Below are 17,235 nucleotides of genomic sequence, written 5' to 3' on the forward strand. Positions count from 1 at the left end.
ATGAATTTTAATGGTATAAACTGATACCGAAAAGGAGGTATCTGTTATGGAATTCACAGAAGTAATCAAAAACCGTTATTCCTGCAAGAATTATGAGGCAAAGCAGGTGGAGAAAGAGCAGCTTCAGGCGATTCTGGAGGCGGGACGGGTAGCGCCTACGGCGAAGAATCTGCAGGAGCAGAAGATTTATGTGGTGCAGTCCGAAGAGGGACTGGCGAAGATTGACAAGGCGACGCCCTGCCGCTATGGAGCGCCGACGGTGCTGGTGGTTGCTTTCAATAAAAACAATGTGTTCACCTACCCGGGCGGAAAGCGGGACTCCGGAATCGAGGACGCCAGCATCGTGGCGACCCATCTGGTGCTGGGAGCCTGCGATGCAGGCGCGGACAGTTGCTGGGTGAATAATTTTAACCCGGAGGAACTGAAAAAGGAGCTGGGACTTCTTGAGGACGAGGAAATCCTGATGCTTCTGGATCTGGGCTATGCTTCTGAAAAAGGAAAGCCGCTGCCGAATCATAGCTCCAGAAAAGAGCTGAGTGAGACGGTGGAGTGGATTTAAACAGGGATATTCAATAGAATAGAGTGTTTGGAAAAAAGGAAAGAGTCTATGAGAGATTCTTTCCCTTTTCCGACAAAAATCGAACAAATGTTTACTTTTCAAAAAGTGTATGGTATGATAGGGGTATAAAGGGGAAAAGGAATTCAGATAACAGAATGATTCCAAAGAGGTAAATCGACAATATTGAGACGTATAAAAATGTGTTTGAGGAGGGGAGACTTCCGAGAGAAAGCAATGTGCAAATTCGGACAGACCAGTGAAATTTCAAAGCGCTGGAACGAAAAGCAATGGGATAACTGTGATAAGATAAAATACAGGAAAGAGGTGTACAAAACGATGGATAACAAAGAACAGGTTTTCCAGCCATTTAGGGAAAAGGAAGAGAAGGAGTGGGATGTATTTATTTCCCATGCGTCGGAGGACAAGGAGGATTTTGTGCGGCCTTTGACGGAGGCGTTGCAGAGGCGGGGCGTGAGAGTCTGGTATGATGAGTTTGAACTGAAGCTGGGGAACAGCCTGACGGATTCGATCAATAAGGGGCTTCAAAAGTCAAGGTATGGAATAATCGTGTGCAGCCCGGCCTTTTTCAAAAAGGAGTGGGCGAATTATGAGCTGAAAAGTCTGCTGATGCGGCAGATGAGCAGCGAGCGGGTGATTCTGCCTATCTGGCATAAGATAGATAAGGAGTTTCTCAAGGAAAAGAGTCTATATCTTCTGGATATTAAGGCGTTGTCCTCGGAAGTGGGATGGGAGGAGCTGATAGATGGGATCATGGAAGCGGTCCGGCCGGATCTTTTGAATTCGCAGTTCCTGTTAAAGATGGGAAGAGAGCTGCACGAGCAGACAAAGGGACAGGAGCCGGTGAAAATTCCGCTGAAACAATTGCATGCTTCTCCAGTAAGACATCAAAGTATGCCGATGTATCTGGTTGTGGCAAGCCGGTTGATTTCGGAAGTCTTTTGGGACGCCATGCCCATGAATTTTGTGGATATCGTAATCGATTTCGCGCGGGACTTGGATTATGACAGAGAGTTTATTGTATGGTCAGCGATGGCGAATGCTTATGAGGCATTCAAGAGAGAGAGGTGGTGTGGCTGGGATGAAGTGAGTAAAAAGAGAGAGGCAATAGAATTGCTGCTGGATTATTCGCAGAGAGGACGGTTGATTGAAGTAGAAAAATTAAAGGAAATGAATTCGGATGAGTATTACTATTTGATAGAAGTGTTTGTGGATAATTATAGGCATATAACGGATATGGTGGGAAGATACCAGTAGTGTAGAAAAAAGCAGGGGCTTGTTTTGGGCAGAAGGTCTGGGTGAAAGATGCAGCAAATTTAAGGGATTATGTGTGCAACAAAGGTGAAAACGGGGAAAAATAAAAGGTGCCAAATGCAGGAACAGGTTTGACACCTTTTGGAACATCGTTATAGACTAATACATTCGAAGTGATTAAACAAATAGTTGCTATAGAATCTATATTCAGAAAACTAACTGTAATATTATGGAAAACTGTAAGAGGTGTTATAAGCAATTAAATAAGTTCATAATGTCCTAACCCTGCCAGGATATTGGCGCGGCTCCATACATATATTTCAGTTTCATATTTTCCGAGATTACTCACCATTACTTTGCAATTGTAGTTTTCAAAAAAATGATTAGTATCTGGTGAAGTGACAGCCAGATACTCTGGAGTTTCTGCAAAATATAAACCGGTGTATCCTCTTCCAGAGTCATAAATAATAAGGTGTACTTTTCCCTCCTGATTTACAATACAGGTGAAACGTCCTTTACCGTTGTCCTGTAAACTGGGAACTTCTGAAAGTGAGACGATATCATCATAGCGGGAAATAAGAGTTTCTTTTTGGGCAGAAAGGGAATTATGTTCGTCAGTTCCATCTTTTGAAGCAATAATAGCGCGAGAATCCAGGGAATTCCATTCATCGGTTGCATACATGGTCGCAACTTCCGTCTGTACCGCCGATAAGATCGACCGTGTCTCCGCAACCACCTGATCCTTTTTGGACTTTTCAATATATCCGGTCAGCGCCGGTACCAGCAGTGCCGCTAGGATAGCCAGAATCACCAGAACTACGATGAGTTCCACCAGCGTGAAGCCTTCTTTTTGCTCTCTTTGCTTTTTTATCCAGTGTAACAGTTTCATAAAAATCTCCCTTCCTGTTCCTGTTTTGCTGTTTTTACTTTCAGAAGCAGGTATATTTAATCTGCATCGTTCAGATGTGTTTTAAATTGTTCAATGCATCCGGTGAAAAGCGCTATAGCCCGGTCCGCGTCACCTAGTCGGATGCAGTCTGTGGTTTCTGACAAAATATGCAGAATACGTTCCCGTCCGATGTATTCACAGCAGGCAGTCCAGGCTGTAATGGAAGACTGGAAAAATGCATTCATGACCAGAGGTGAGATGCAGTTTCCGGTCAGCGTGACGATGGCCCGGCGATAGAGAAACAATGCCAACGCAAAATCCGCCATATCCTGCTCCATGGCTTTCCGGACAGCCTCCAGAAGTTCGGAGAGCTTTGCAATGTCAGCCGGATCCTGTCGTTCACAGAGGATCCGCAAGGCAGGACATTCCAGATAGAGACGGGTGTCCAGGAGACTGATGAGAAGCTTCCGGTCTGGCATGCCGCCGCGATAGCGGATCATGGCAAACAGCGTATCCAGGTTCCCGGTACGTGTATAGTCAGCCACATGGACCCCCTTTCTGGACATCACATCGAGGAAGCCCCGTCGTGACAGTTCCCGGATGCCGTCATGTACCACGGTTTTACTGATCCCCATAGTGTCTGCCAATTCCCGTTCTGAGGGCAGCCGATCCCCGGGTTTCAGCTCGCCGGAAAGAATCATTTCCTCCATCTGGGTCAGAAAAAGCTCCTTGATAGAAGGAGCATCGATTTTTTTAAATGTCAAAAGAATTCCTCATTTCCTATAAAATATCTGTAAATATCGCATAAGAGGAGTACAGTATACTGCCATAGCTGTAATTAATATAGCACAGGGCCGTGCAGTAAGTCAATAAAAATGTGGTCAGACCACGACCATAAAAGAGTTTGTGATTTTTTTAGCAAATATGTCTCTTTACAAGTGTGTACGAATGTCGGAAAATGATAATATAGGATCAAAGAGAATGGGAGCGTTACGGAATGGAAGATAAAATTCGAATTATAGAAGTGAAACGCAGCATCTTCGCGGACAACGATGCGGATGCAGAGAGACTCAGACAGGAGCTGAAGGAGAAGAAGGTATTCCTGCTGAATCTGATGTCTTCACCGGGATCAGGTAAGACCACCACATTGCTGGCCCTGGCGAAAGCGCTGAAAGGCCGTATTAAAATGGGCGTTATGGAGGCGGATATCGATTCCGCGGTAGATGCGGAAACCATGACAAAGGCAGGCGTAAAGTCCATCCAGATCCATACCGGCGGCATGTGCCATCTGGATGCGGATATGACCAGACAGGGACTCTACGAGTTCGGCCTCGATGACGCGGAGCTGGTAATTCTGGAAAATGTGGGAAATCTGGTGTGTCCGGCGGAGTTCGACACAGGAGCTGTGAAGAATATGACAATTCTGTCGGTGCCGGAGGGGGATGATAAGCCGCTGAAGTATCCGCTGATGTATGAAAAGTGCGATCTGTTGGTGGTGAATAAGACAGATGTGCTTCCGTATTTTGATTTTAATAAGGAGAAGCTGGAAGCGAATGCAAAGCTCAGAAACCCGAATATCACCATTCTCTACATTTCCGCAAAGACCGGCGAAGGAGTAGAGGCGCTGGCAGACTGGATAGTAAAAGAAGCGGAGAGCTGGCGAAATTAAGCAGAAGAGGAGAACATTCTATGCCATCAGACAAAGAAAAACGTAATACGAAAATCCTCGCTGTCGCCGGTAAAGGCGGTGTAGGCAAGACTTCCATTGCGGCCAACATCGTCCGCCTTCTGGCAGAAAACTATCCGGGCAAGCGTATCCTGGCCATTGACGCAGACCCGGCGGTTGGATTGTCTACAGCCCTCGGCATCGAAGTGGAGACCACCATAGATGATATCAGGAAAGCCGTGGTGGCGGCAGCCGAAAAGGGCGGCACCCGGGATGCGGTGGAACTGCTGGGGGAGGCGCGCTATCGGATCTTCGACGCTCTGGTGGAGGCCGACGGCTTCAGCTTCATCGCCGTGGGACGCCCGGAGGCGGCAGGCTGTTACTGTAAGGTGAATCTGTACCTGAAGGAAGTTATCAGCATCCTGGCCGATAATTTTGACTACGTGGTGATCGACGGGGAAGCGGGAATCGAGCAAATCAACCGTCGGGTCATGGAGAAGGTGACGCATCTTCTTCTCATTACCGATTCCAGCCGCAAGGGTACCCAGGTCATCCGGACCATCAAAAAAGTGGCGGATGAGCTGGTCATGTATGAGCAGGTGGGAGCCATCGCTAACCGGCTGCCTTCTATGGATGTGACACAGTATCTGGAGATGGGAGACATTCCGGTGCTGGCTTATATTCCATCGGACGCAGCCCTGGCGGAATTTGATTTAAAGGGAGAAAATGTATTTTTCCTGCCAAAGGACGCAGCCATCGTAAAGGGTACACGGGAAGCCCTGACGAAAATCGGGCTGCTGGACGGGGAAAATTAAAAGCGTTTGATATGGCCTGAAGCTAACAGTGAAGGACATAAGAAAAACTGAGGGGAGAGAGGGAATGAAAGATCTGAAGCATCTCTACGAACTGGAGCGGCTTTTAGAGGACGCCAACAACGATCTGGTGCGGAAGGCCCGGAGCGAGGGCCGCAAATGCGTCGCCACGGTCTGTGAAAACGTTCCGGAACCGCTTCTGAATCTTCCGGGGACATTCTCGGTGCGTCTTCGGGCGCCCCGGACCGGCTCCATGGAAATGGCTACCTATTATATGACCAGCTTCCTGTGTGAGTATACCCGGGCACTTCTGGAGCGTGCCATGGAGGGAGGCTACAACTTTACCGACTGTCTGATTACGCCGGACGGCTGCACCATGCTGAACCGTTGCATTGAGAATATGGAGCTTCTGCATACCATGGAGAAGCCGGATTTCTTCTATGAATATATGGAGATTCCCATGAAAAATGATGAAAACGGCCTGAACCTCTACACGCTGCAGTGCCGGAACCATGTGCTGACTCCGCTCCATGAGCGTTTTGGTATCGATGTCTCTGACGGCGCTATCCGGCAGGCCGTGGCAGAGCACAACCGCGTCTGTCAGTTGATCCGGGCCATTGGCGAATATCGGAAGGAAGATCATCCTTGCATTACCGGCTACGAATTCCATATCCTGACGATGGCTACCTATGTGGCGCCGAAGAACATGCTGATTCCGGTTCTGGAAGAGACCCTGGAGGAACTGAAAACCAGAGAACCAGACACAAAGAAATACCGTGCCCGGGTGGTGCTGGTGGGCTCCGAGGTGGACGACGTGGATGTGGTGAAGCTCATCGAGGACTGCGGTGCTTACGTGTGCGCTGATCGGTTCTGTTACGGATCCTTTCCGGGCAGGGATGAAATCATTCTGACGGAGGACGAGGACGCATTGACGCAGATTTGCCGTCAGTATATGAACCGGGCCCAGTGCGCCCGCTATATGAATCAGGAGAAGATTCAGGGACGGCGCGCATATGTGGCGAAACTGGCAGAGGATTATCATGCGGACGGTATTATCTATGAGCAGATGAAATTCTGCGATCCCTGGGCTTACGAGAGGACAGTGGGAACCCAGGTACTCCGGGACGAGTACCATTACCCGGTACTGTCGGTGGACCGCCCCTATGCGGTGGGGCATTCCGGCCAGCTTCGTACCCGTGTCCAGGCCTTCGTGGAGAGCATTGAAATCAAGAAAATCCAGGGAGGTGGGAAATAATGGGAAAAGAATGGGGAAGCGAGCCGCTGGGAAGCTTCTATACCACCGGCAAGGTCCGGAACCGCAGAGAATGGCGCGGATTTAAGGATACCTTTTATGATTACACCCGCTGGTTACATATCATGGGGATTCTGTCAAAATTCATTGTGAAGCCCCGGAACATCAAAGCCTTTTTCCGCTATCGATGGATGGCTAACTATCTGGCTGCGCCCATGATGGTGGATCGGCATACCCAGGGGTTACGGGGTCCGCAGCTTCGTATCGCCCACACCGAGTTCGACCTGGTTATGGCGGATGTGGCGAAGCTTCTGGACAATCTTTTTAAAGCAGATCGCCGCATCGGCAATGACAAGAAGCTGTCCGACAAGGTGGTTCTGATGGATGAAAATGAGATGACGGCCGTGATGATGGGCTTTCCGACCCTGAAGGGACTGAGCCGTGAGACGCCGGCAGTCTATGTATCGGTGCTTCTGAATCAGTACGCGGCCTGCCATTACATTGACGTGGCACAGGAATACGGTCTGCCCGGCGACGTATGTCCCATGCCGGAAGCAGAGGCAGGCGTATCCATCGACGATGATTTTCCGATACTGGGCGCCTGCGCGGTACAGTGCAACACCACCTGCGACGGCTCTCTCATGGGCAACAGTGTCATTTCCAAGAGGCTGGAACTGGAGGACGGCGTGCCCTGCTTCCAGCTGGCAGCGCCGCTCCGCCATCAGGAGGAGGACGTGCAGGAATACGCAGCCCAGGAAATCAGGAACTGTATCAAGTTCATTGAAGAGCAGACCGGGGAAAAATGGGACTGGGACGCTTATTTCACCTGTGCCGGGCGTGTGAATGAATCCACCCGTCACCGTCTGGAATGGCTGGAAATGAATAAGACTGATTACCCCCAGGTATTCGGATCCAACCTGGCCCTGTATACAGAGACCAATTATATGGCCATCTGCGGTAAGGATCCAGATTTCCTGGCGGCGGACCGGAAGATTACGGCACTGGCGGAGAAGGCTTATAAGGAGAAGCACAAAGTCCTGCCGGAGTACCGCCACCGGGCTATTATCTGGGGCGTGCAGTCCCATTTCTACTTTGATTTCCTGATCTGGCTGCAGAACTGCTGGGGTATCCTGCCGCTGACGGATATGCTTTCCATGGTGTCTACCAAGGTGCTGTCCGAGGATGATAAAGAGCAGGCCATCTACGATATGGCATGGCTGACCGAGAATATGATCATGCGAAATCGGACTCACGGAGGCTACCGGGTGCTTCTGGATGAGCTCTGGGAGTTCTGCGAGGAGTTCCGGGCCGATACGGTCATTCTCTGGGAGCATATGAGCTGCAAAGCCCTGACCGGCATGCACGGTCAGTTTGAGGAAAAGGCCAGAGAGAAGGGCATCCATCTGATCTGGGTAACCCACGACCTGTTTGATCCGAGAGTGATTTCACGTCAGGCCATCCGGGATCAGGTGAACCGCTACATGCGGACGGTCTTCCGGGAGGAGCCATTGGATCCCAGCCTGGAGATTCTGACGGATGAGCAGTCGTGGTAAGAATTCAGGTTTTGCATGGTAAGAAGGGGGAGAGAGACATGAAATATTTTGGCGGATGTGATTCCGGAAGTACCTATACAAAATGTGTCATTCTAGATGGAACTGGGAAAATGGTGTCCGATGTGACCCTGCGCAGCCGTATCAACGCAGTTTTAAGCGCCGAGGACGCCCTGAATCAGGCGGTAGCGAAGGTGCCGGAGCTGAAAACAGCCGAAGATCTGGCCTATCTGGTGGGAACCGGCTACGGCCGCAACAAGGTGCCCTTTGCGGATGAAAATATCTCCGAGATCAGCTGCCATGCCATGGGCGTCCATGTGGCGGATCCGGATGTGCGGGCCATCATCGACATTGGTGGACAGGATGTGAAGGGCATCGCTGTGGATACGGACGGTACGGTGCTGAACTTTGCCATGAACGACAAATGCGCGGCAGGAACAGGACGGTTTTTCGAGGCCATGGCCAGAGCCTTTGAAATGGATCTGACGGAGTTTTCCAGACTTTCCTTACAGGCAAAAAATGTAATTCCGATCACGTCCCAGTGTACGGTTTTTGCCGAATCCGAAGTGATTTCCCTGGTGGGAGAAGGCAAGCCCATGGATGAGATCGCGGCGGGAATTGAGCTTTCCGTGGCGAAGCGCTGCTTTGTCATGAGTAAAAAGGCAGGAGCCGCAGGCAGCGTGACCCTGACCGGCGGCTGTGCCAAGAACGATGGGCTAAAAGCGGCCATTGAAAAGGTGCTGAAGCTGAAGGTTACCGAGCTTCCCATCGATCCGCAGCTCATGGGAGCCCTGGGAGCGGCGGAGTTCGCGAGACAGAAGGGCATGGCGAAGGAGGCGTAAAGAATGACAGGAATTTTACATGCAATCGTGATAATCGCGATTATTGCGGCAGTTTTGTTCGTCCTGTCCTTCGCGGTCTATTTCTTCAATCTGGATATGAAGCTGACCGCAGCGCTGGCGCCGCTTTTTGAAAAGCATTACGATAAAATCGACAGGGATAAGCATTTATAATGAAGCTGTATGATGAAACCATAAGGAAAGTCCGGGCACTGCTGAGCAGTGAAAAGCAGCAGCTGCCCCACGACGACACAGCCTGGCCCTCCGTCTCCGACCGGAGCATGATTCTGAGAAGCGATATGGCCTACGAACTGGGCGGCGGCAGTCTGCCGGCCCTGGGCGTCACCTTGGTGACTGCTTCCGGGAAACTGGTCCCCGGCGACGGCGTGTACTTAACCGGTCCGGATTTGCCGGAGATTACAGGCGACGTTCCGTTTGCAAGGATTGCCCTGGTGCGGGTGGGCGAGGATACTCTGGGCGAGGGGAAAAAGCTCTACCGGGCCATAAGAAGCCTTGAATACACCCGCTACCATTTTTACCCGGAGGGCTTCATGCTGCGGGTATCGTCTTCCAAGCGGCGGGAGAGCGTCCGCATCGGAAAAGAAGCCCTGAAAAAGGGACTGGATTTCGCAAAGACCGGCAGCCAGATGCTCGCGGCCTTCCACGTCCACCCGGAGGTGGAAGCAGTGGAAATCCATTATGTGACTGCGGAGAAGTTTCCGTATCAGGAGTTGGAAGCGCTTGGCCGGGAAGGCGAGCGCATAACCGAAACACTCGATCATATGATGCAGAACCTGTCCATGGACTGCGGGGCCTGCGGATTGAAGCAGGTGTGTGATGAAGTGGAGGGATTAAGGGAAATCCACTTCCACGAAAGTAACGAGGCGGCGAAGCCGTGAGAATCAGCTTCGCAGAAGCTAAATCTCCCACGCCGGAGTAAATATAATATCAAAAAAGGAGATGACTCTATGTTTGACATGGAAAAATACAACCAGTGGCCTGCAAACCACAAAAACGACAAAGCCCCCAGTGAGAAAATCATTGCGCTGGGAAGAAAGATTACCGACGTGGCCGGACACATCATGGGCGGCGTTAAGGTGGAGGATCCGGAATACTGGGGTCTGGCGGAAATCATTACCGAGGAGATGGCAGAAGTCGGCTTATCCATGAAAAAACGCGTACCCTACACCTTTTCCGAGATGTGTCATCTGAACAAGATCCCCAAAGAGGGCGAAGAGAAATTCCAGAAGCTGCTGGATGAGATGAGCTACATCGGACTGCTGGAGTACGATTACGGCTACCACTACGACCACAATGGCCGCACCCGGGAACAGACGGAACGCAGATATATTCTGCCCATGTTCGTACCCGGTTCCGCAGAGCTGTTCAACATGGAAGAACTGCCGGACGGAAGTAATCCCCGTTTGAAGGATCATCCGGATGTGGCCGCGTTCTTTGAGCGTATGACCTTTATTCCCCTGGCAGGCATTACTCAGATGGTACCGCCCGGAGGTGCGGGCATCGGTATGCATGTCATCCCGGTAGAGAAAGCGATCTCCATGGAAAATCAGTCCATGGACATTGAGCATCTGTCCTACTGGCTGAAAAAATACGAAGGCCACATTGGCGTAGGCCGCTGCTCCTGTCGTGCTTCCCGCAAAGTCATCGGCGAGGGCGTGGCAGACGACGATTTCGGCTGGTGCATCGGCGTGGGCGACTTTGCGGACTACTGCCGTGAGACCGGCAAGGGTCACGACATTACTTACGAGGAGGCCATGGCTATCTTAAAACGTGCCGAGGACAATGGCTTCGTACATCAGATTACAAATATTGATGGTGAAAATAAGATTTTCGGTATCTGCAACTGTAATGTAAATATCTGTAACGCACTGCGGACCTCTCAGTTATTCAACACCCCGAACATGTCCCGTTCCGCTTACGTGGCTCATGTGGATAAGGATAAATGCGTGGCCTGCGGACGCTGCGTGGAGTACTGCCCGGCAGGCGCGACCCGCCTTGGACAGAAGCTCTGCCAGAAGGACGGCACCGAGGTGAAGTATCCGAAGCAGCAGCTTCCGGACGCAGTCAAATGGGGTAAGGACAAATGGGATCCCGACTACCGTGACAACAACCGCATCAACAGTCACAAGTCCGGTACAGCTCCCTGTAAGACGGCCTGTCCGGCACACATTGCCGTACAGGGCTATTTGAAGAAAGCTTCCCAGGGCAAATATCAGGAGGCTCTGGCTTTAATCAAGAAGCAGAACCCCTTCCCGGCAGTCTGCGGACGCATCTGCAACCGCCGCTGCGAGGACGCCTGCACCAGAGGCACCATTGATCAGGCGGTAGCCATCGACGCAGTGAAAAAATTTATCGCGGACCAGGATCTGAAGGCAGAGACCCGCTATATTCCGCCCGTGGTGATTCCGGCCAGCATCCATATGGAACATTTCCCAGAGAAGATCGCCATCATCGGCGGCGGCCCGGCAGGCATGAGCGCAGCTTTCTATCTGGCAGAGAAAGGTTATCGTCCGACAGTATTTGAGAAGAACGAGGAGCCCGGCGGTATGCTCCGCTACGGCATCCCCTCCTATAAGCTGGAAAAAGACGTCATTGCGGCGGAAATCGACGTGATGCGCGAGATGGGCGTAGAGATTAAGACCGGCGTGGAGGTCGGAAAAGATGTGACCCTGAAAGAACTCCGTGAGCAGGGCTATAAGGCCTTCTACATCGCCATCGGCTGCAGCGCGGGCCGCAGACCCGGTGTGCCCGGAGACGACGCGGAGGGCACCACCACAGCCATTGATTATCTGCGGGAGGCCAACACCGGCAAGACCTCTTATACCGGAAGAGTGGTCGTCGTAGGCGGTGGAAACGTGGCCATCGACGCGGCCAGAGTCAGCGCCAGAAGCGGAGCCGGCGAAGTTCACATGCTCTGTCTGGAGTCTGAGGCAGAGATGCCGGCAGCAGATGAGGAAGTACGCGAGGCAAATGAAGACGGTGTAAAGATTCAGAACGGCTGGGGACCGAAGGAGGTTCTGACCGAGAACGGCAAGGTAACCGGCATCATCTTTAAGAAGTGTACCTCCGTCAAGAACGCAGAGGGTCGCTTCGCGCCGACTTATGACGAAAATGAGACCATCCGGATCGAGTGTGACCGCGTCATTTTCGCGGTAGGCCAGAGAAGCGTCTGGGGCAATATGCTGGAGGGCGAGAACGTGACCTTCAACGGACCGGCCATCGTGGCGGACAAGCTGACCTATCAGACCGGACAGCCGGATATCTTTGTGGGCGGCGACGTGTATACCGGACCGAAATTCGCCATCGACGCCATTGCGGCAGGCCACTATGCGGCAGAGTCCCTGCACCGCTATGTACACAACGGCCATATGACCATCGGACGGAACCGCTGGGAGTTTAACGAGCTGGATAAGAACAATATCTCCGTGGAGAGCTATGATAATTCCTCCCGTCAGATCGAGGGTATGGACGAGACGGTACCGTCCAAATCCTTTAAGGACGCCCACCTGACCCTGACCGAGGAGCAGGTACGCAGGGAGACTGCCCGGTGCCTGGGCTGCGGCGCGACCATTGTGGATGAGAATAAATGTATCGGCTGCGGCGTCTGCACCACCAAGTGCGAGTTTGACGCCATTACCCTGCGCCGGGATCATCCGGAGTGCTCGAAGATGGTGAAGGCCGAGGATAAGTTCAAGCATATCCTGCCCTATCAGATGAAACGCGCGGTGAAGATCGTGACCCATAAAGAAAAATAAAGGCAATAGAAGGAATATAAAATTATGCATGAACTGGGAGTCGTATTTTACGTGGTGCGCGACGTAAAAAAGGTGGCGGAGGAGAATAACGTGAAAAAAGTCTCCGCGGTCACCCTGGAAATCGGCGAGGTCACCGGCATCATCCATGATTACCTCATCGACTGCTGGAACTGGGCGCGAAAAAAGGAACAGGTGATGGAGGAAGCAGAGCTTAAGATCGAGCAGATCGACGCCGTCACCTTCTGCGAAGACTGCGAACAGGAGTATCCCACCGTGACCTACGGAAAAACCTGTCCAAACTGTGGCAGCGAGCACACCTATCTCCGCCGGGGCAATGAATTTTTGATCAAAGAAATCGAAGTCAGCGACAGCTGAAACAACAAAGAAGGAAACAGCAGATGCCGGGGATGGCGCTGCTGTTTCCTTCTATTATGATGAATTATTATAATATATTAGAAATACTTATAAATAAACAAAAATATAAATAGAAATTAATAAATCTATTGACAAAATACGATACGGGTGCTTATACTTCTATTTGTTGAGAATTGACTGATAACGACAGACTCAACATCCAAATAATGGGAAAACACATAGGAGGAACATTATGAAAAAGAGAGTACTTAGTCTCATTACTGTACTGGCTATGACTGTCGGCATGCTGGCAGGCTGCGGCGGATCTTCTGACAAGGCTTCTGCGGATACCAAGACAGACGCAGAGTCCACCACAACAGAGGGAGAGGCTTCCCTGGCAGACGTCAAGGTAGGTTTCATCTTCCTGCATGATGAGAATTCCACATATGACCTGAACTTCATGAACGCTGCAAAAGAGGCTTGCGAGAAGCTGGGCGTCGAGTACATGACCAAGACCAATATTCCGGAGGGTCAGGAGTGCTACGAGGCAGCATGTGAGCTGGCAGACGCAGGCTGCAACTTCATCTTCGCAGACAGCTTCGGACATGAGGATTACATGATCGAGGCAGCCAAGGAGTATCCGGAGGTACAGTTCAGCCACGCAACCGGAACCAAGGCGCATACAGAGAATCTGGACAACTTCCACAACGCATTCGCTTCCATCTATGACGGACGTTACCTGGCAGGTATCGCCGCAGGCATGAAGCTGAATGAGATGATTGACAATGGCGATATTACCGCAGAGCAGGCTAAGATCGGTTATGTCGGAGCATTTACCTACGCAGAGGTTATCTCCGGTTACACCTCTTTCTTCCTGGGCGCGCGTTCCGTATGCCCGACTGCTACCATGGATGTAACCTTCACAGGATCCTGGTATGATGAGACAGCAGAGAAAGAGGGAGCAAACAAGCTGATTCAGGACGGTTGCGTTCTGATCAGCCAGCATGCAGACTCCATGGGAGCTCCCACCGCATGTGAGACCGCAGGCGTACCGAACGTATCCTACAACGGAAGCACTGAGAGCGCTTGCCCGAACACCTTCCTGGTATCCTCCAGAGTCAACTGGGAGCCGTACTTTGAGTATGCTATCAACTGCGTGGCAAACGGAGAAGCCATCGACGCTGACTGGACAGGAACCTTGGCAACCGGTTCTGTAGAGCTGAGCACCCTGGGAAGTGCAGTGGCAGAGGGAACCCAGGAAGCCATCGACGAGGCAAAGGCCAAGATCGAGTCCGGCGAGCTGCATGTATTTGACACCTCCACTTTCACGGTAGAGGGTCAGGAGCTGACCAGCTATCAGGCAGACGTAGATACCGATGCAGATTACACACCGGATCATGAGGTCGTAAGCGATGGATACTTCCATGAGTCCGAGTACCGTTCCGCTCCGTACTTTAATGTAAACATCGACGGCATCAATCTTCTGGATACCGCATTCTAATAAAAGCCTGAACGCTTACGCTTGAATGAAAAGCACAGGGCGGCGCAGCAGAACATGCCGCGCCGTCCTTTTGATCCGTTTTGCGGATACGCATCCGGATCGGTTTCATACAATCCATTTTACAAGGGAAGGAAACAAAAGATGGAAACCAAAGTAGCCGCAGTTTCAATGAAAAACGTTACAAAGACCTTTGGCTCTGTAGTTGCCAATGAAAAGGTGGATCTTGACATCTATAAGGGTGAGATCCTGGCGCTTCTGGGCGAGAACGGAAGCGGAAAAACCACATTGATGAATATGCTGGCCGGCATCTATTATCCGGATGAAGGACAGATCTTTATCAATGGAAAGGAAGAGGTCATCAAGACCCCGAAGGACGCCCTGAACTTAGGGATTGGCATGGTACACCAGCATTTTAAGCTGATCGACGTGCTCACTGCCACAGAGAATATCATCCTGGGTCTGGAAGGAAAACTGAATATCAAAGAAGCTTCGAAGAAGATAGAGGACATTTGTAATAAATATGGCTTCGAGGTAGACCCGAAGCAGAAAATCTACGATATGTCCGTTTCCCAGAAGCAGACCGTGGAGATCGTGAAGGTTCTGTATCGTGGCGCGGATATTTTGATTCTGGACGAGCCCACCGCCGTACTGACGCCCCAGGAGACCGAGAAGCTCTTCCGCGTCCTCCGTAAAATGCGGGACGACGGCAAGGCCATCATCATCATCACCCACAAGATGCACGAGGTAGAGTCCCTGTCTGATCGTGTGGCAGTTCTTCGGGACGGCAGATACATCGGCAGCATGACTACCAAAGACACGACCGTTACGGAGATGACTAACATGATGGTAGGCCATGCGGTAACCCTGAATATCGACCGCCCGGATCCGGTGAATCCGAAGCCCCGTATCGTGGTAAAAGATCTGTCGGTTCGCAGTGAGGACGGTATCCAGAAGCTGAAAAATGTGTCCTTTACCGCCCGGAGCGGCGAGATCCTGGGTATTGCAGGTATCTCCGGCTGTGGACAGAAGGAGCTTTTGGAGGCTATCGCGGGATTACAGCCCGTGGAGACCGGAACCATCGAGTATGTGGAGGACAACGGCCATGAGGAGCCGCTGCTCGGCAAGGATCCTCTGAAAATCGCCGAGATGGGCGTGTCCCTCTCCTTCGTGCCGGAGGATCGTCTGGGCATGGGCCTGGTGGCCAATATGGATCTGGCCGACAACATGATGCTCCGTTCCTTCCGAAAGGGCAGAACGCCCTTCACCAACCGCAGACCCTCCAAGAAGCTGGCAGAGTCCGTGGTAAAAGAGCTGGAGGTCGTGACTCCGGGTATTTCCACCCCGGTCCGCCGTCTGTCCGGCGGTAATGTGCAGAAGGTGCTGGTAGGCCGTGAGATCGCCTCCGCCCCCACCGTACTTCTGACAGCTTACGCGGTAAGGGGACTGGATATTAACTCCTCTTATACGATTTACGATTTGCTTAATGAACAGAAAAAGAAGGGCGTAGCCGTTATTTTCGTCGGCGAGGACCTGGACGTGATGGTAGAGCTCTGCGACAAGATCATGGTGCTCTGCGGCGGCGAGGTCAGCGGTATCGTGGACGCCCGGAAAACCGATAAAAATGAGGTCGGCCTGATGATGACCAGAGTAGGAGGGGACGAGATTCATGAATAAGAAAGAGCCGTTTTTCCATATTGTAAAAAGGGACGCCCTTCCCTGGTATCAGTCGGTGGGTGTCCGGGCCATCGCCATCGTTCTGGCACTGGTGCTCTGCGGTATCCTGACCACTATTACCACGGGTATCGACCCCATCGAGGTATATAAGTCCATCTTTGCAGGAGCTTTTGGCACCGAGCGGAAGACCTGGATTACCCTGCAGAATCTTTCCATTCTGCTTCTGATTGCCCTGGCTCTGACTCCGGCTTTCAAGATGAAGTTCTGGAATATCGGCGGCGAGGGTCAGGTGCTCATCGGCGGCCTGGCTGCAGGAGCCTGCATGATCTGCCTGGGCGATAAGTTGCCGAACCCAGTGCTGATTCCAGTCATGGTACTGGCCAGCATTGCGGCGGGCGCGTTCTGGGGCTTCATTCCGGCCTTTTTCAAAGCAAAATGGAATACCAATGAGACCCTGTCTACCCTGATGATGAACTACATCGCCACCCAGCTGGTGGCCTTCTACACCATCGTCTGGGAGGTTCCGAAGGGTTCCGGTAAGATCGGTATCATCAACCAGAACAGCAACGCCGGCTGGCTGCCCCAGATCTTTGGTTCCAAGTATCTGTTAAGCATCGTCGTGGCGGTGGTTGTGACCCTGCTGATGTATATTTATCTGAATTACAGCAAACACGGTTATGAGATCTCCGTTGTGGGAGAGAGTGAGAATACTGCCAAATACGTGGGTATCAAGGTAGAAAAGGTCATCGTCCGCACTATGATTCTATCCGGCGCCATATGCGGCCTGGCGGGCCTTCTGCTGGTGGGTGGCATCAATCATACCATCACCACCACACTGGCAGGCGGACAGGGCTTTACGGGCGTTCTGGTGTCCTGGATGGCCAAGTTCAATCCGCTGACCATGGTATTCTCCAGCTTCCTGATTATCTTTATGGACCGCGGCGCAGGTGAGATATCCACCGCCTTCGGCCTGAACCATTCCTATGCTGATATCCTGACCGGAATCATCCTGTTCTTCATCATCGGCTGCGAATTCTTCATCAGCTACAAGCTGCAGTTCCGTAAAAAAGCAGAAAAGGAGGTACAGTAAT

General features: G+C 51.6%; 16 protein-coding genes. 14 read left to right on the forward strand and 2 right to left on the reverse strand.

Annotated features, from left to right (window positions below):
• Nucleotides 1–46 precede the first annotated feature (46 nt).
• On the forward strand, nt 47–559 hold the full coding sequence (locus tag H8S44_RS04225) for a nitroreductase family protein (RefSeq protein WP_186873129.1): 513 nt from the start codon (nt 47–49) through the stop codon (nt 557–559).
• A gap of 336 nt (nt 560–895) precedes the next feature.
• Complete coding sequence (locus tag H8S44_RS04230; protein WP_207724137.1) at nt 896–1,834, forward strand: toll/interleukin-1 receptor domain-containing protein; 939 nt, start codon at nt 896–898, stop codon at nt 1,832–1,834.
• Between the two features lie 256 nt (nt 1,835–2,090).
• On the opposite strand, the gene H8S44_RS16325 is transcribed toward H8S44_RS04230, so the two are convergent.
• Both H8S44_RS16325 and H8S44_RS04240 read right to left on the reverse strand, forming a co-directional pair.
• Nucleotides 2,091–2,720 carry a type II secretion system protein gene (locus tag H8S44_RS16325; protein ID WP_243167470.1) on the reverse strand — a complete coding sequence of 210 codons (630 nt, stop codon included), beginning with the start codon at nt 2,718–2,720 and terminating at the stop codon, nt 2,091–2,093.
• 56 nt (nt 2,721–2,776) lie between these two features.
• The gene (locus H8S44_RS04240; protein WP_186873127.1) at nt 2,777–3,484 is read right to left on the reverse strand and encodes a FadR/GntR family transcriptional regulator; all 708 of its coding nucleotides are present in this window, start codon (nt 3,482–3,484) and stop codon (nt 2,777–2,779) included.
• Between the two features lie 233 nt (nt 3,485–3,717).
• Between H8S44_RS04240 and hypB the strand changes: the two genes are divergently transcribed.
• The 12 genes from hypB (at nt 3,718) to H8S44_RS04300 (ending at nt 17,234) form a co-directional block, all read left to right on the forward strand.
• On the forward strand, nt 3,718–4,389 hold the full coding sequence (gene hypB, locus H8S44_RS04245) for a hydrogenase nickel incorporation protein HypB (protein WP_186873126.1): 672 nt from the start codon (nt 3,718–3,720) through the stop codon (nt 4,387–4,389).
• A 20-nt stretch (nt 4,390–4,409) separates the two neighbouring features.
• On the forward strand, nt 4,410–5,201 hold the full coding sequence (locus H8S44_RS04250) for an ATP-binding protein (RefSeq protein ID WP_186873125.1): 792 nt from the start codon (nt 4,410–4,412) through the stop codon (nt 5,199–5,201).
• Nucleotides 5,202–5,265: 64 nt separating this feature from the next.
• The gene (locus H8S44_RS04255; protein WP_186873124.1) at nt 5,266–6,453 is read left to right on the forward strand and encodes a 2-hydroxyacyl-CoA dehydratase family protein; all 1,188 of its coding nucleotides are present in this window, start codon (nt 5,266–5,268) and stop codon (nt 6,451–6,453) included.
• Nucleotides 6,453–8,003, forward strand: coding sequence for a 2-hydroxyacyl-CoA dehydratase family protein (locus H8S44_RS04260; protein WP_186873123.1), 1,551 nt, complete (start codon nt 6,453–6,455; stop codon nt 8,001–8,003). The genes H8S44_RS04255 and H8S44_RS04260 overlap by 1 nt, the downstream gene beginning before the upstream one ends.
• Before the next feature lie 38 nt (nt 8,004–8,041).
• Entirely contained in the window at nt 8,042–8,842 is an 801-nt protein-coding gene (locus H8S44_RS04265; protein ID WP_186873122.1) for an acyl-CoA dehydratase activase, read from the forward strand.
• Nucleotides 8,843–8,845: 3 nt separating this feature from the next.
• Nucleotides 8,846–9,013, forward strand: coding sequence for a hypothetical protein (locus tag H8S44_RS04270; RefSeq protein ID WP_178038792.1), 168 nt, complete (start codon nt 8,846–8,848; stop codon nt 9,011–9,013).
• A complete protein-coding gene (locus H8S44_RS04275) occupies nt 9,013–9,738 on the forward strand; it encodes a carbon monoxide dehydrogenase (protein ID WP_186873121.1) in 726 nt (241 codons plus the stop codon). The genes H8S44_RS04270 and H8S44_RS04275 overlap by 1 nt, the downstream gene beginning before the upstream one ends.
• A 78-nt stretch (nt 9,739–9,816) precedes the next feature.
• Nucleotides 9,817–12,615: an FAD-dependent oxidoreductase gene (locus H8S44_RS04280; RefSeq protein WP_186873395.1), complete on the forward strand. Its 2,799-nt coding sequence runs from the start codon at nt 9,817–9,819 to the stop codon at nt 12,613–12,615.
• A 24-nt stretch (nt 12,616–12,639) separates the two neighbouring features.
• Nucleotides 12,640–12,990 carry a hydrogenase maturation nickel metallochaperone HypA gene (locus H8S44_RS04285; protein WP_186873120.1) on the forward strand — a complete coding sequence of 117 codons (351 nt, stop codon included), beginning with the start codon at nt 12,640–12,642 and terminating at the stop codon, nt 12,988–12,990.
• A gap of 232 nt (nt 12,991–13,222) precedes the next feature.
• A complete protein-coding gene (locus H8S44_RS04290) occupies nt 13,223–14,470 on the forward strand; it encodes a BMP family ABC transporter substrate-binding protein (RefSeq protein WP_186873119.1) in 1,248 nt (415 codons plus the stop codon).
• Between the two features lie 141 nt (nt 14,471–14,611).
• Nucleotides 14,612–16,144: an ABC transporter ATP-binding protein gene (locus H8S44_RS04295; protein WP_186873118.1), complete on the forward strand. Its 1,533-nt coding sequence runs from the start codon at nt 14,612–14,614 to the stop codon at nt 16,142–16,144.
• Entirely contained in the window at nt 16,137–17,234 is a 1,098-nt protein-coding gene (locus H8S44_RS04300) for an ABC transporter permease (RefSeq protein WP_186873117.1), read from the forward strand. The genes H8S44_RS04295 and H8S44_RS04300 overlap by 8 nt, the downstream gene beginning before the upstream one ends.
• Nucleotide 17,235: the final 1 nt, after the last annotated feature.

The sequence above is a fragment of the Anaerosacchariphilus hominis genome, assembly GCF_014290175.1.
Lineage (GTDB): Bacteria > Bacillota > Clostridia > Lachnospirales > Lachnospiraceae > Laedolimicola > Laedolimicola hominis.

Excerpts from the sequence above, each read along its gene's own strand:
- H8S44_RS04300 (WP_186873117.1), top strand. The coding sequence starts at position 16,137 with ATGAATAAGAAAGAGCCGTTTTTCCATATTGTAAAAAGGGACGCCCTT.
- H8S44_RS04295 (WP_186873118.1), top strand. The coding sequence starts at position 14,612 with ATGGAAACCAAAGTAGCCGCAGTTTCAATGAAAAACGTTACAAAGACC.
- H8S44_RS04270 (WP_178038792.1), top strand. The coding sequence starts at position 8,846 with ATGACAGGAATTTTACATGCAATCGTGATAATCGCGATTATTGCGGCA.
- H8S44_RS04285 (WP_186873120.1), top strand. The coding sequence starts at position 12,640 with ATGCATGAACTGGGAGTCGTATTTTACGTGGTGCGCGACGTAAAAAAG.
- H8S44_RS04265 (WP_186873122.1), top strand. The coding sequence starts at position 8,042 with ATGAAATATTTTGGCGGATGTGATTCCGGAAGTACCTATACAAAATGT.
- H8S44_RS16325 (WP_243167470.1), bottom strand. The coding sequence starts at position 2,720 with ATGAAACTGTTACACTGGATAAAAAAGCAAAGAGAGCAAAAAGAAGGC.
- H8S44_RS04290 (WP_186873119.1), top strand. The coding sequence starts at position 13,223 with ATGAAAAAGAGAGTACTTAGTCTCATTACTGTACTGGCTATGACTGTC.
- H8S44_RS04230 (WP_207724137.1), top strand. The coding sequence starts at position 896 with ATGGATAACAAAGAACAGGTTTTCCAGCCATTTAGGGAAAAGGAAGAG.
- H8S44_RS04260 (WP_186873123.1), top strand. The coding sequence starts at position 6,453 with ATGGGAAAAGAATGGGGAAGCGAGCCGCTGGGAAGCTTCTATACCACC.
- H8S44_RS04275 (WP_186873121.1), top strand. The coding sequence starts at position 9,013 with ATGAAGCTGTATGATGAAACCATAAGGAAAGTCCGGGCACTGCTGAGC.
- H8S44_RS04255 (WP_186873124.1), top strand. The coding sequence starts at position 5,266 with ATGAAAGATCTGAAGCATCTCTACGAACTGGAGCGGCTTTTAGAGGAC.
- H8S44_RS04280 (WP_186873395.1), top strand. The coding sequence starts at position 9,817 with ATGGAAAAATACAACCAGTGGCCTGCAAACCACAAAAACGACAAAGCC.
- hypB (WP_186873126.1), top strand. The coding sequence starts at position 3,718 with ATGGAAGATAAAATTCGAATTATAGAAGTGAAACGCAGCATCTTCGCG.
- H8S44_RS04225 (WP_186873129.1), top strand. The coding sequence starts at position 47 with ATGGAATTCACAGAAGTAATCAAAAACCGTTATTCCTGCAAGAATTAT.
- H8S44_RS04250 (WP_186873125.1), top strand. The coding sequence starts at position 4,410 with ATGCCATCAGACAAAGAAAAACGTAATACGAAAATCCTCGCTGTCGCC.